Here is a 14,540-nt window from a genome sequence, read left to right on the forward strand (position 1 = left end):
TTTTTCCTCCTTTAAGATATAATTGGAAAACGTTTATGATTTATCAGGTTTAGGCTCCCTGCTAAATCCAATAATATCATGTACGAGCCAATGTTCTCCTTATTGAGCTCTCCCAACCCGATTTAAGTTGGTCTCTACGGTCCTGACCCATACCCGACACATAAGTATTTCGAGATATACCGTCAAAAACCTTCTTATTTTCATAAATTCCTACAGAAATTCCCGCAGCATAGGCAGCACCCATGGCAGAAAGCTCCTCGGAATCCGGAACCTCCACTGGCCTATCTAAAATGTCGGCCTGGAACTGCATCAGATAATCATTTCTGGTAGGACCACCATCTACCCGCAGTCCCTTCAGTGTCTTACCCGATTCTTCCTCCATAAGAGTGGCAATATCGGAAATCTGATATGCTATGGAATCCACCACCGCTTTTACCAACTCCGACTTCCCCGTTACACGGGTAATGCCAGTAAACATCCCCGTAGCCTCGCTGTCCCAATAAGGAGCACCAAGTCCAGAAAAAGCTGGAACAAAGTAGGTTTTATCTGCAGGATTTGCCTTTTTGGCCAAAGCCGCCGTTTCCGCCGCACTTTCTATTAGCTCAACATTATCCTTGAGCCATGTAATGGAAGCTCCAGTGTAGTTGATATTGCCCTCAAGAACATATTCCGGCTTGCCATTAAGGCTCCAGGCAAGGGATGTAACCAGTCCCTTTTGACTGCTGATTGGTTTTGAACCAATGTTCATCATAACAGAAGATCCGGTCCCATAGGTGGCCTTAACCATGCCCGGCAAATGGCATCCCTGACCATAAAGGGCCGCATGGGAATCACCAAATACGCCATGAATTGGCACCGGTTCCCCGAACAGTCCCTCAAAATCCGTAACCCCATAAAGAGCGTTGGAATCACAAACCTCAGGTAGGGCCGTGGCTTTTATACCGAAGGAATTACATATATCCTCATCCCATTTAAGCGTGTTGATATTAAACAGCTCTGTACGGGAGGCATTGGAATAATCGGTTTTGTGCATCTTACCGCCAGTGAGCTTGTATACCAACCAGCTGTCCATGGTCCCCACGGCCAGTTTATCCTGATCCATCAAGGATTTTGCTTCATCCACATTTTCTATAATCCAGGCCAGCTTGGCAGCTGAAAAATATGGGGATAATGCCAGTCCAGTGTGGGACTTAACCCTTTCACCGAAGCCATCCTTGTCCAGCCTTTGGCAGATAGCGGCGCCTCTGGCACACTGCCACACGATGGCGTTGTACACTGGTTTTCCGCTTTCCCTGTTCCAGGCTACTGCTGTTTCCCGCTGGTTGCTGATTCCAACAGCAGCAATATCCTTGCAACCGACCTTGGTTTCACTTAAAAGCTCCTTGGTAATTTCCAGAAGATTTTTCCAGATTTCTTCAGGATCATGCTCTACCCAGCCCCGTTCATCCACTATCTGACGATGACCCTTGTCCACGCGACATACAGCCTTGCCATTTTCATCGAAGAGCAGAACCTTGGTTCCCTGGGTACTCTGATCAATTCCTAAAATGTATTTGGCCATATCACAGCTGCTCCGTTACTGTTTTAACAATACCTTCTGCATCAAGGCCATAATACTTGAATATTTCTCTTGATTTACCAGTTACCACTGGGGCATCCGGCAAAGTCAGATTTATCACCTTGACAGGAGCATTGGCTGCAGTAATCTGTGCCACCATGGATCCCATGCCACCATACATGGTGTGCTCCTCCACAGTAACTATCAGCTTAGTTTCCTTGGCAGCCTTGATAATTGCATCCTTATCTATTGGCTTTACACAGTACATGTCAAGAACTCTTGTGGAAATACCCTTGCCATCCAATTCCTCAGCTGCAGCCTTGGCATCCCCCACCAGCTCACCGCAGGCTATAATGGTAACATCTGTACCATCCTTAACCAAGGTAGCCTTATCCAGTTCAAAAGGAACATTGCCCTCTTCGTATACATCCTCAACAGCATTACGGCCAATGCGAATATATGCAGGCTTTTCATCCTTTAACACACTTCTTATCAAAGCCTCAGTCTGGAAGCGATCACTTGGGAGATAAACCCGCATATTAGGCATAGAGCCCATAGTTGCAATATCAGTTGCAGAATGATGAGTCATGCCCAAGGCTCCGTAGCTTACGCCACCACTGATACCGATTAGCTTTACATTAGTATTGGAATATGCCACATCCACCTTGGCCTGCTCCATACTTCTTGTAGAAAGGAAGCTGGCAGGTGATACAGCAAAAGGCTTCTTGCCACATGCAGCCAGGCCTGCGGAAATGCCCACCAAATTCTGCTCAGCGATACCTACTTCCACGAACTGCTCCGGACGCTGCTCAGCATAGGATTTCATTCCCGCAGAACCTCTGGAGTCACTGCACAGAACAACGATATCCTTATCCTTTGCAGATTCTTCCAAGAGGACATCATTAATAACCTGCTTATTAGCTATCTTGTTCATAACTTGGCCCTCCTTTCATCAAGCTCCTTAATGGCCTGCTGATATTCAGCCTCAGTAGGAACCTTATGATGCCATGCAGCCTTATTTTCAATGAAGGAAACGCCACAGCCCTTAGTCGTATTTGCAATAATCACAGTTGGCTTGCCCTTGGTATGCTTAGCCAGCTCCACTGCGTTATCGATAGCCTCCATATTGTTGCCGGGAATGGAAATTACATTCCAGCCAAATGCAGCCCAACGATCTTCCTGATCATCTGCGGTCATTACCTCCTCGGTAGTACCGGAAATCTGAAGTCTGTTGCGATCAACAAAGGCAGTAAGATTATCCAAGCCGTAATGAGCACCGGCAGTAATGGCCTCCCAATTGGAACCCTCTGCCATCTCGCCATCGCCCATAACTGCATAAACGCGATAATCACGCTTATCCATTTTACCGGCCATAGCCATACCCACAGCCACGGATAAGCCATGACCCAGGGAACCGGTATTCATTTCCACACCGTTAATCTTGTTATTAGGATGGCCGATGTACTTTGACAAATACTTGGAATAAGTATCAAAAAGCTCCTTCTTGTCAAAAAATCCACGGTCAGCCAGCACACAATAAAGAGCCTCCACAGAATGTCCCTTGCTCAGAACAAAACGGTCCCTGTTCGGATCGTCCATTTTGTTTGGATCAACATTCATCTGTTTATAGTACAGGTCCACCAAAATGTCGGTAACACTAAGGTCGCCACCAATATGGCCGCATCCTGCGCTATAAATCAGCTCGATAATATCCTTGCGGATATCCAAAGCCTTTGCTTCAAGATTCATAGCTCACTCACCTCTCAAATATGCTTTAACCTCTTCCTCTATTGGGTCGTAAAGATCCGGCTTTACCCCAATATATTTACATGCCTCATAAAGTACAGGCACAACATTCTTATGAATACCTACGCAATGGTGGATATATGGGCCTTCAACCACTTTTGCCTCCAAGCGCTTAATATTTTCAACTTCAATCCAGAGATATGTACCCATGCAGCGTGGTCCCTCAACGCCCTTGGCATTACCCAGAAGCATGGAGTATTCGCCGTTATCACCATCAAAGCGGCAAAGGGTTACATCACCATGACGTGCCTCAGCTGTAAGGGAACCTGGATGGTCAAATGCTAATGGATATGTGAGCTGAGCTTTTTCCTTGGCAATAGAAATTGGCCAAGGACCACAATGCTGTAACAGCTCACCATTTTCAATATCAGGATGACGAATAGTCCAGTCAGCAAAGAAGGAACGGGTTTCGCCCATGCCTGCTGCCTCCACCAGAAGTGCAGTAATAGCGCCATGAATATCGGTCTCACAAACCACCGGAATACCTTCATCATTTAACAGTGCATTGGCTGCACAAGGCATAATGCCCAGCTCAGACTGAAGTGCATTCCAGCACTGAATTGCTGCTGCATTACAGCCATATTTCTTTATAAGGTTGGACATACCCACCTTGAGAGCTGCCACGTTCTCAAGCTCATCGTCCTTAACCTTGATTTCCATTTTCTCACGGCAGTAAGCAACCACCTTCTTAACCTCGGTGCCTTCTTCCTTGGCTTTCTTTACGGCATCCATAAGCTCAGGCATTGGAATAGGAGCCAACTGAATATTGAACTTTTCCAGCAGCTCCCCTTCGTTGCACATGGTGGTCCAGAAATCATAAGGACGCGGTGCAATCTGGAGAATACGAATATTTCTAAATGTCTTTACTATATTGCATACTGCCAGGAAATCTCTGATTCCCCTCTCGAAAACAGGGTCGCTGAGGCGGCAGTTGGTCATATAGGTAAATGGCACCTGAAAACGACGGAGCACCTTACCCGTTGCAAACAAACCGCACTGGGTATCACGAAGGCGAACACCATTTGGTTCAGGACGCTCATCAAGAGGTCCCCAAAGAAGAACTGGTACGTTCATGTCTTTGGCAAGGCGTGCACATAAATACTCAGTACCAAAATTGCAATGAGGCAAAAACAATCCGTCGATTTTTTCTCTCTTAAATTTCTCAACTATCTTTAAACGATCATTTTCATCGTAAAGAAGCCCTTCCTCGTTGATATCATCAATATCAACAAATTCAACGCCCAACTCCTCAAGGCGCTGTCGGGTTAATCCACGATACTTAACTGCATCCGGAGCACTGAAGATACTGCGTCTGGTAGGCGCGTAGCCCAACTTGATTTTAACCATGTCATTTCCCCCTAAATAACACATCATTTATAATATAAAATTTTAGTTTTCACCTTATGGGTATCTTCCTTACCCTTCATTCCGATCTCTTTTTTACACTCCCATTATAGCATTGAGCATATAAATTTTTCAATAAAATTTTAGTAAATTACACATGATTTTTTATTATTTACCCGTTTTTTGAGTATATCTTGGGTATGTTTCACTTGTTTTCAGTATAAATCAATAGGTTTACGTTAGATAGTTACATATTTCTACCAGTTTTATATAAATTTCTTATATAAATTTTTATATATAATTTTATACGCATACCACATTATCCTGATATCATCTGATTTGACCGTAATAGACTGAAATGATATCCTTTATTTAGTTTTCTATGGAGGTATTCTCTTATGAGTTTAGATGGTATTTCTATGCATCCACTTGCCATTGAGTTGGACAGAGCTATTACAGGTGGCCGCATAGACAAGATAAATCAGCCAAATAAGCAGTCTGTCATTCTGTCTGTACGACAGCCCGGGAAAAATTATTTGGTTCATATTTCAATCAATCCCCAAAACCCTGCTGTTCATATTATTGAAAAAGCACCGGATAATCCACCAGAGCCGCCTATGTTCTGCATGGTTCTCCGCAAGCATATTGAAACCGCCCGTATAGCCAGGGTATATCAACACAGCCTTGACCGTATTATCATATTGGACATGGATGTACTGGCTGCCGGAGGGCAAATCGTTACAAAATCTCTGATAGTTGAGCTTATGGGCAAATACAGCAACATTATTCTGGTACAGGATGATAACATCATCGACGTACTTCGCAGGGTAGGAGCCAACTCAAGCCGCATTCGAACTGTCCTGCCGGGAGATCCATATATTTTGCCTCCTGTACAGGATAAAATGAATCTTCTTGAATGCCCTGTTGATGATGTGGTTACTGCCATCAAGGTCAAAGGTGACTTAAAACTCAGCAAGGCCATTCTTGATACCTGCCTTGGCTTTGGCCCTGTTACAGCAAAGGAAGCCGCCTATTTGGCCGGGCTCCCCCACAACCAGTTAGTAGCTGAAATGGATGAAAGTGACTTTGCCTCACTTAATAATGCCTTGAAGGAAATAAAGGACGCCTTTAAAGAACCTTGCGGCGAAGCCTGCCTTGTGGTAGATGCGAATCAAAAGCTGCTGGCTACGGCTTCATTTCCACTGCATTTCTACATTAACGACACGATTGTAAAATTTACGACCATAAGTGAAATGCTTGCCAAGGCCTCCAGTATCGCCGGCAGCTTCCAGCTACCGGACCGTGACCGTTTTAAAAAGCTCATCAAAAATGAACTCAGCCGGGCCCAGCATAAGGTGGATAAACTGAAGGATGATATTGCGGCAGCTGACAATGCCGAGGACTACCGCATAAAAGCTGATAATCTGATGACCTTTCAATACCAGCTTCACGATCGTGAGGATGCCGTTGTAACCCTCACGAATATTTACAGCGAGCAGGGGGAAGAAATCTCCATCGCCATGGACCAGCGCCTCTCCGTCAGCGAAAATATCCAGGCCTATTACAAAAAATACGATAAGCTGAAAAGAGGCAAGGAGCTTTTAGAAAAGCAGCTGGAAAAGTGCATTGATGACATAAAATACCTTGCTTCTATCGAAACCTCCCTTGAAGCCTCCACCTCCCTTGCAGAGATAAATGACATCAAGACGGAGCTTATCACCAATAATATTCTGAGGGAAAATTTAAAGAAGCATGCCTCTGTTAAGCAGTCCCAGCCATTTAAGTTCACTGCCCCTGATGGCACCATAATTCTGGTAGGCAAGAACAATTACCAAAATGACCGTCTCACCTTTAAAATAAGCAATCCGGGGGATATATGGCTGCATACCCAGGAAATCCCCGGCTCCCATGTTATTATCCGCTGTGATGGTGATGATCCTTCTGAGGACACATTGCTTCTGGCTTCCTATTTGGCAGTACATTTCAGTCAGGCAGCCGGCTCTTCCAAGGTGCCAGTGGACTATACCCGCTGCCGCTTTGTGAAAAAGCCATCCGGTGCCAAGCCGGGATTCGTAATCTTCACAAATCAAAATACTCTGTACGTAACCCCAGAGGATGAGGTACTTAATCCGATTCTTCTTCAGGCCAAAGAGTAATCGAAAACCATTTCTCAATACTAAAAGGACAGTCTGTTCATCAAAAAGATGAATCAACTGTCCTTTTTTCGATATTATTAATAGTTAAACTATGAAGGCAGCCTTATTTTTTTTCGTCCTTTAAGACCTTAATATCCTCTATACCATAGAACTTGCATAAACCATATTTGGTAACACCGTTATCAAAATCCACAAAGAACACATGACGCAGCGCCCTGTTTGTCATCTTAATAGGCTCCATATAGGCAATAGGCTCACCCTTGGCAGCAGCTTCCTCCACAATAGCAATACGGGCATTGTGCTCCTGTTGCATAGTATACATCACCAAAGTAGCTGCTGAAACAGTGAACAGGCCTATACCAAAGGCACCGGCGTATAACAGCTTGGCTGTGTATTTTTCATAATACCGACGAATGACAGGCTCCCTGAACACAGCGATAGCCGCGATAATAATCATGCACACAGAGCTAAAGGTTGCCCGTGCCGGGAAGGTTGGTGCCGCCATCATTACCATATTATTTAACAGTGCCAGTACCAGCATCATTCCTGCATATCTTACAGATTCATAGGTGTCCCAAATTTCCTTTGCCTTAACATTTTCGGTAAGGAGCTTAATATTCTCCTTGGACAGTCCCAGTCTCTTTTTAACAATGGCATAAATAAAGAAAATAATAAACCAGTAAATGGCCATTTCCTCAAAGCCCCGGAAGATGTTATTTACCTTATCCAATACCTTAGGGTCAGTCAAGCCAACTGGCACCATAACACCGCTATAAAGGGCATCTCTAAGTGCCCAGGCCACAAAGCTGCCATTGAAATAAGAAATAACCAAAAGTACAATAAGCCCTAGAAGAATCCACTGACCAACAGTTATCCTGCTGTCCACAGCTTTCAGTGTAATGCCCTTCTTTTCCGCCAAAACTATTTTAAAAATCCTCCAGGCAATAAGAAGAGCTAGTATTATAGGCAAAATGTAGAGAACCATTTCTCCATTGCCGGCAAACTGGTTGCCTATGTGGGTCAGAACCCCCTTACCCTGTCCCTGGTCATCATAACGGACAAAATTGCCTGGTGCCGCCACCAGACCAATCAGTCCAATCAGGGCACCAAAGCAGCCAGCAGACATCCAGCTAAGCAGATTATGCTTTTTGTAAAAGTGCCAGCTTATAAGAGCAGTAACTCCCACCACCGTAACAGCCAGATTTTCCACCGACCAACCGGCAATTACGCCCAGCAACAGCATAGGAATAACCATCCAGCCCTTAAGGACGGACTCTCCTTTTTTCAGCGAGAGATTATATGGGAGCAAAAACAGGGCCACAGGCACTGCAGACCATAAATAAACAGTGGAACCGCTTTTCCAGATAGCTACTTCACCAAAATGCGGGAATGACAACCATGCCAAAAGGCTGGCAATGGCTACCATCACTGGCTCCCCGAAAAGTTTAATTTCACGGTGGGCATGGAAGTACAGAAGAACCACCAAAGCAACAAACATCAAAGCATTGGCAATATCAAACCATATTTTCCCCAGCCATAGGAACAAATCAAGACAAAATACCGTAAACATACGTCCACCATGCAACATATAATGCACATAGCACGAACGGAGCACATCATCAAAATTTACTATATGAACAGCTGTAGTATAAATCATTGAATAATCATAATCATCACGATGTAGAGGCATCAATATATTAAGCATCAGCATCAGTAAAAACAGCCCCGCCAGTATCAGGCCTGTTTGCCAATTATTATTTTTATCCTGTGACAAAACCTTACACTCCTTAACTCTTAGTTACCTCCGGCTTTTTTACCGGACTATCATATATAACCTTAATACCGTTATATTCATCCACCAGATACGCCGGACGGTGCTTGCTCTCAGTAAACACTCTGCCAAGATATTCACCAATAATTCCCAAGGACAGAAGCTGCACTCCACCCAAAAACAGCATAACCGTAATCAGTGTAGGATACCCTGCCACCGGATCACCATAGCACAAAGCGTTAAAAAGCACGAAGCACATATACCCCAGGGCCAGAACTGAAACCCCCATGCCCAACATGGTGGTCATTCTAAGTGGTGCCGTGGTAAAAGAAGTTACACCCTCTATGGCTAAATTGCACAATGACAGATAATTCCAGGTGGTTTTACCATAGGCTCTTGGTTGAACATGGAAAGGGATTTCCTTCTTTCTATATCCCACCCAAGTATACATTCCTTTGGTAAACCGCTGGTTCTCACGCATAAGCCGCAAAGCTGCCACGCAACGCTTATCCAAAAGACGGAAATCTCCCACATCCCGCTGCAGCTTAATCTTTGAAACAGAGTCCATTCCCGAATAAAACAGATTGGCCGCCGTCCTTTTAAGCCATGCCTCATCCTCACGGCCGGTACGTTTGGCACATACATCATCGTAGCCCTTGTGCCACCAGTCGATCATTTCCGGAATGAGCTGTGGTGGATGCTGTAAATCAGCATCCATAATAATAACCGCATCGCCCTCCGCATAATCAAGTCCCGCCATCATAGCAGGCTCCTTGCCAAAGTTTCTGGAAAGGCCAACGTATGATACATCATTATGGGCAGCCGCCAGCTCCCTGATTTTAAGCAAGGTATCATCGGTACTGCCATCATTTATAAAGAGATAACTAAACTCACAGTCATTTATATCCTTTAAGACATCAGTTACCACCGTATAAAATTGCTCCACACCCTCCTGCTCGTTATAGCAGGGAACTATGATTGTTATTTTATCCATAGGTTCCTTTGTCTCCTTAATTTTCAGCCCACAACGAACGGAAATGGGTTATTTCCACCTTCTGCTCCTCAACCAGCTTCATTACAGCAGGTGAAATCATGGCACTAAATTCCGCCTCAAAATCATGATCCCAGCCAGTATCCGGAATCAGCTGTTTATTATCAGTACCAGGGTGCATCATTACCTCGGTAGTACCAGACTTTAAGCTCTTAATAACGCCCAAAAGATTCTCCTCAGATACTGCTTCCCCAGCCACAATGCCGGCAAAATGATCAGGGAAAGCAATATTTCTGGTTTTTGCCTTGCCGCCCGCCAGCATGGCCAAAGTACCCAGACCGACGCGACCGATAAGCTGTCCTATCCCCCCAAACTCACCGCTAAAAAGAGGCGCCTTTGGTATACGGACTGCCTTAATGCCAGCTTCCTTCGCCAAATCCAAAACCAAATTAATAACTCCCGGCAGTGTGTGCATGTGCTGGTGACTATCTACATGAGTCAGATTAAGCCCCGTCTGCTCCATCTTTCTGAGCTGGGCCCCAAGCTCCGCACGAACCTCCTGCATATTCACCTGACCGGAAATCAGCTTCTTCACAAAGGCTGTATGATCATCAACAAACACGCCATCATCAGTTACCAGAGATGGTATTGCACCTGGTGGCAGCACCGGAAAGCCATTTACCAGGGTAAAATGAATACCCACACCAAGCTCCGGGTGACGTTTGCCGATTTCCACCGCTGAATCAAAGGCCTTTGCTCCAGGCATCAATGTGGCAGAACGCAATATTCCCTTTTCCACTGCCTGTTCCACCGCTTTATTTATAAGCTCATGCCGACCAAAATCGTCAGCATTAACAATTAATCGCTTCAAAAAACTCAATCCAATCTATACAATAAGTATTTCAAATATATGCCTAACCGATAAATTATCTTTTTCCGCTGTATAAACGGGTAACCAAATCAGCTTTTAGCTACTTCTATACTTACCAATAGTTTGCTTTATCATCTCATCATGCCAATCCAAGGTGTCTAACGGCATATTGTAGAAATCATCAAATACCTTATATAAATGTTTGTAATAAACTTTGTTTTCTATCATTTTTTAAGGCATGATGTATCCAATGACAGTATTTTCAACCCATCAATCCTTTTCCCTGCCTTAGTATAGGTGTAAACTTTTCGACAACGAAAATCTGATACTACATTGGGATCCAAATAGGTACTTATGAACACACTATAATCAAAGGGATTGTCACTTTTGATTCTGTAATCCCCTAAATGTCTTGATACCGGCTCCATTTCCATACGTCTTTGATTATCCTTTTCTGCCAATGTGGCTTCAATAAGCAAATCATGTTTTGGATAATAGGCACAAGCATCGTATTGGTAGACAATATCCGCATTTCCACCAGCTGCATGAGTTTTAGGCAATAAATTTGCTTCTAATGACAATTTCATGTAATCCAAAATATTTCCCTGTCGTTCACTAACCTTATACCAAATTATTCCCAATATATATTCAAAAATAGTAGGAATGGTAGCTTCATCTGTTACAAGCTCTTCAATACGGCTGTCATTTCTTGACTCAAAGCAACTCAGCAGCTCAATTAGAACCTCATCACTGAACTTCTTGTCTATAAGGTTGTTAAATCTCCTATATCGCTCATCGCTAATATATGCTGCTACCTGACTAGCTGTATTTATCCTAATCCCTAAAGCCCTGCTTAATGCCGAATATACTGTTTTAATATCCACATCAAAGGCCGAAGATATATCTTTCAGACTTGTACTGCTCACCAATTTATCACATTCAGTAAACATTTCCAGACATAGCTTATCCATTACTTCAGCAAAATAATATTTTGGCAGTATATCCAGTTTAATAGTTCTGTCCTCAAAAATTAAAATATCTGTTAAATTGAAGTATCTTCTGTTTAGGTCAAAATAATCCTCCAATGTAGACTTGGCCTTGAATATATGCAGGTACTTAAAGAACTGTTCTTTTAGGTCAGCTTCACCATTGCACCATAAAAATGGGCATTCAGGAGAGATAGCTTCCTCACCCATTCTTCTAATTACACTAATATTCGTTGTCCGAAAAAGCAACTTCCTCCACATATTACCAGGCCTATGGGTAATCTTCTTGGCAGAAATCAGCAATTGTTCATAATCCGTACCGCCATCAACAAAAATATTTTTTAATTGCCTGTACAGTTCAAAATATGGTTTATCATATTTTCGACTCTTTCTGTTCATGCCTATCAGACAAATCAGTTCCTCATCAACTGGATTATTTTTTAACATTCTTAAGGCAAGCTGATAATTTTCCATTGAACTTAATCTTTTGTATATTATTTCGTCCAATGAAATTTTATTATCTCTGTATTGAACCATATTTTTTACAATATGGTTGTAGCTAACTTCATCATTAATTAGTGGCAATAGATAGATAAGCTCATCATAGGTTAAATATTCCATCTCCAATATACATTTTACAGTCACCAAAAATGGACGTACAACCTTATCATTAACACTTATACCCGTTTTTATTAATTGCTTTAAATATACCAAACTGTCATTAGCTATATTTAAAACATGATCTGTATTATAATCACCTTTGTCAGTGATACTCAATAATTCTTTGCCAGCATCTGTAATAAGTCTGTCAGAAGTAATAAGCCCTATATCGACTAAACCTGATGTTTTCTCCCTGGCATCCTTGTCTTTTCTCTTGGCCTCACCATACAAAAAATCCTTCTCCTTCATAAAGTTGTAATATTTTTCCTGTAAGGCATTATTCCAATCCCAATCAGCATTTTTTGCCACGGTGTTATAAAACTCATTCAACAATACTAATTGTTTCTCAATTTTTAGATTTAATTTTGCCGTTCTAAAGCTTGTTGTACCAATTACCCAACAAAAGCTCTGATATGGAATATTATTTTTTGTCATTTACATCCGTCCTATCTGTAACATAGTTAGTAACAAGAACCTCTACAGATACACTTTGTTTATTTTTTCTATGATAATTACTATTAGAATAGCTTTTACTCAAATAATGGCAATTATACCCCTTAGTCTCAATCCATTTGTCCAAAATATGATTTCTTCTATTTTTGCTTTCTAAAACATTTGATAAAGCAAATTTAAACCCCTGTTCACTGGCATTATCCAAAAAAGCCAGCAAATCTTTTTCATCTGACTCAGCCCACATTCCATTTTCATTGTAGGTTGCATCCGTAACTAAATATGGCGGGTCACAGTAAATAAACGTCTTTGAAGGAAATTTTTCTAACGAAATATTACGAAAATTTTTGGTCAAAAAATGAACATCTTTATTTTTTATTTTTTCCGAAAATAATTCCAACTTTTTCCGCATTCTGGAATTAAAATCCCTTTTCCCCACTGGAAGATTAAACTCGCCCTTTTTATTAAACCGAATTTGATTATTAAACGAATACACAATTAATACATACAGTTGTGCATAATCTATCTCACCATTTAATATATTTGAATTAAAATCTTTTCTTAATTTCAGAAATTTGTTTTTATTATATCTCCCCAAGCCTTTACTACTATCACAATTATAAAATGAATAACCATTTAGAGAAGCATTAGATAGATCATATTTTGCAATAATATCATCTATTTTCTCAAATAATATATTTTTTTCAGTATCTCTAATATATTTTATCAGATAAATTAAATTTTCATTTATATCATTGAAGTATACTGTTTGGGATGATGAATTTATACCAACATTTCCTCCACCAGAGAATAAATCTAAAAAAACATCCCCCTCTGAGAATAGTGGTTGTATCTGTTCCAGCAGCTTAAATTTTCCACCTGTGTAATTAAACGGACAAGATACATTCATTTTTAACCACTCACTTCACACAAAAATAATCTTTCTTTGTTATCCCTAATATTCGATTTGCCTGTTGAAAAGCTCTTATAATCAGACTCAAACACCTTAAGATTACCTTTTTCCCCAAGTATTCTAAAAATATCATCATCTGATATTTTGGCATTTGAACGTTCATTTCCCTTATCAGACATATTATTATAGGACAATAATATATACTTCGCCTTAGCGTGCTTCACCAGTTCCTCAAAAGCTTTTGCAGCTGTAATCTTGCAGTAATCACTCTTGAGAGCAGTTCTGTCCATTTTTCTGGCAATACCAAAAACTGCCGGTTTTTCCCATCTGGCTACATTTTCCAGCAAATGGTAAGCATCGCAATACTGTCTGGAATTATAAGGTGGATCCAAATATAATAAATCACATTTGATACTTTTTATTAACTCATTTGCATCAACGTTATAACAAGAATTATTATTAGTATTTTTCTCAGGCAATAGAACATTCAACACCAATTCTCTGTCAAATTTGGCATTCTTCCTATAGGCATCATAATGTCCTACAGTATTGGCAATTTTATCCATTCCATACAAAAGCGCGGTAATTAAAATTGCATATTCTTTAAAATTGATTTTTTCACTCTGATATTTATATTCAATATCTTCCCTAATATATCCTATTTTGCTGCAATCATCTGCCGAAAAAAAAGTATCAGCAAAATTATCCCGCATATAATTTTTCTCACTAGTTTTTAGCTGATTATATCCATGAACAATCTTAACTATTTTTTTTCTGCAATAATCCTCACTGGCAAACCAAGCATAATTTGAAATATAATTGCTATAAAGCAAATCATTGGTAATCAGTGTTTTATCTTTAAAAGAATTTGCCACCGCTCCAGTCCCTGAAAAAATATCGCAAACAATATTTATATCATTGCAATTATTTTCCACTGTCTCTCTAATGAAATCAGACAGTGAGTATTTATTGCCCAAATATCTTCTATTATTTATATAAGACCTTTTTAATCCCAACTCCGCTAAGCCTATATT

Annotated in this window: 11 protein-coding genes; 1 reads left to right on the top strand and 10 read right to left on the bottom strand. The window is 41.3% G+C overall.

The annotated features are described in order from the left end of the window. Positions 1-76: 76 nt before the first annotated feature. From glpK to ACKI5G_RS09920, 4 genes are read right to left on the bottom strand one after another with little or no spacing between them, the layout of a single operon-like run. Positions 77-1,561: a glycerol kinase GlpK gene (gene glpK / locus ACKI5G_RS09905; RefSeq protein ID WP_407399947.1), complete on the bottom strand. Its 1,485-nt coding sequence runs from the start codon at positions 1,559-1,561 to the stop codon at positions 77-79. 1 nt (position 1,562) lies between these two features. Beyond that, on the bottom strand, positions 1,563-2,492 hold the full coding sequence (locus ACKI5G_RS09910) for a transketolase family protein (protein ID WP_407399949.1): 930 nt from the start codon (positions 2,490-2,492) through the stop codon (positions 1,563-1,565). Beyond that, positions 2,489-3,307, bottom strand: coding sequence for a transketolase (locus tag ACKI5G_RS09915; RefSeq protein WP_407399951.1), 819 nt, complete (start codon positions 3,305-3,307; stop codon positions 2,489-2,491). The genes ACKI5G_RS09910 and ACKI5G_RS09915 overlap by 4 nt, the downstream gene beginning before the upstream one ends. Before the next feature lie 3 nt (positions 3,308-3,310). Beyond that, the gene (locus tag ACKI5G_RS09920; RefSeq protein WP_407399953.1) at positions 3,311-4,711 is read right to left on the bottom strand and encodes an L-fucose/L-arabinose isomerase family protein; all 1,401 of its coding nucleotides are present in this window, start codon (positions 4,709-4,711) and stop codon (positions 3,311-3,313) included. Positions 4,712-5,106: 395 nt separating this feature from the next. Between ACKI5G_RS09920 and ACKI5G_RS09925 the strand changes: the two genes are divergently transcribed. Continuing rightward, positions 5,107-6,864: an NFACT family protein gene (locus ACKI5G_RS09925; protein WP_407399955.1), complete on the top strand. Its 1,758-nt coding sequence runs from the start codon at positions 5,107-5,109 to the stop codon at positions 6,862-6,864. Between the two features lie 103 nt (positions 6,865-6,967). On the opposite strand, the gene ACKI5G_RS09930 is transcribed toward ACKI5G_RS09925, so the two are convergent. The 6 genes from ACKI5G_RS09930 to ACKI5G_RS09955 all read right to left on the bottom strand — a co-directional run. Next, complete coding sequence (locus ACKI5G_RS09930; protein WP_407399957.1) at positions 6,968-8,638, bottom strand: DUF6056 family protein; 1,671 nt, start codon at positions 8,636-8,638, stop codon at positions 6,968-6,970. A gap of 13 nt (positions 8,639-8,651) precedes the next feature. Further along, the gene (locus ACKI5G_RS09935; protein WP_407399959.1) at positions 8,652-9,629 is read right to left on the bottom strand and encodes a glycosyltransferase family 2 protein; all 978 of its coding nucleotides are present in this window, start codon (positions 9,627-9,629) and stop codon (positions 8,652-8,654) included. Between the two features lie 16 nt (positions 9,630-9,645). Continuing rightward, on the bottom strand, positions 9,646-10,497 hold the full coding sequence (locus ACKI5G_RS09940) for a ChbG/HpnK family deacetylase (RefSeq protein ID WP_407399961.1): 852 nt from the start codon (positions 10,495-10,497) through the stop codon (positions 9,646-9,648). A 224-nt stretch (positions 10,498-10,721) separates the two neighbouring features. Beyond that, positions 10,722-12,578 (bottom strand): AlwI family type II restriction endonuclease, encoded by a 1,857-nt coding sequence (locus tag ACKI5G_RS09945; RefSeq protein WP_407399963.1) that lies wholly within the window; start codon positions 12,576-12,578, stop codon positions 10,722-10,724. Next, entirely contained in the window at positions 12,565-13,503 is a 939-nt protein-coding gene (locus ACKI5G_RS09950; RefSeq protein WP_407399965.1) for a Dam family site-specific DNA-(adenine-N6)-methyltransferase, read from the bottom strand. The genes ACKI5G_RS09945 and ACKI5G_RS09950 overlap by 14 nt, the downstream gene beginning before the upstream one ends. 2 nt (positions 13,504-13,505) lie before the next feature. Then, the coding region (locus ACKI5G_RS09955; protein ID WP_407399967.1) for a DNA adenine methylase at positions 13,506-14,540 on the bottom strand (1,035 nt) is incomplete at its 5' end.

Source organism: Anaerovibrio sp., from assembly GCF_045637405.1.
Lineage (GTDB): Bacteria > Bacillota > Negativicutes > Selenomonadales > Selenomonadaceae > Anaerovibrio.

What these genes read in the sequence shown, in the direction of transcription:
- ACKI5G_RS09925 (WP_407399955.1), top strand. Translation starts at nt 5,107, where the DNA reads ATGAGTTTAGATGGTATTTCTATGCATCCACTTGCCATTGAGTTGGAC.
- glpK (WP_407399947.1), bottom strand. Translation starts at nt 1,561, where the DNA reads ATGGCCAAATACATTTTAGGAATTGATCAGAGTACCCAGGGAACCAAG.
- ACKI5G_RS09920 (WP_407399953.1), bottom strand. Translation starts at nt 4,711, where the DNA reads ATGGTTAAAATCAAGTTGGGCTACGCGCCTACCAGACGCAGTATCTTC.
- ACKI5G_RS09945 (WP_407399963.1), bottom strand. Translation starts at nt 12,578, where the DNA reads ATGACAAAAAATAATATTCCATATCAGAGCTTTTGTTGGGTAATTGGT.
- ACKI5G_RS09935 (WP_407399959.1), bottom strand. Translation starts at nt 9,629, where the DNA reads ATGGATAAAATAACAATCATAGTTCCCTGCTATAACGAGCAGGAGGGT.
- ACKI5G_RS09950 (WP_407399965.1), bottom strand. Translation starts at nt 13,503, where the DNA reads ATGAATGTATCTTGTCCGTTTAATTACACAGGTGGAAAATTTAAGCTG.
- ACKI5G_RS09915 (WP_407399951.1), bottom strand. Translation starts at nt 3,307, where the DNA reads ATGAATCTTGAAGCAAAGGCTTTGGATATCCGCAAGGATATTATCGAG.
- ACKI5G_RS09910 (WP_407399949.1), bottom strand. Translation starts at nt 2,492, where the DNA reads ATGAACAAGATAGCTAATAAGCAGGTTATTAATGATGTCCTCTTGGAA.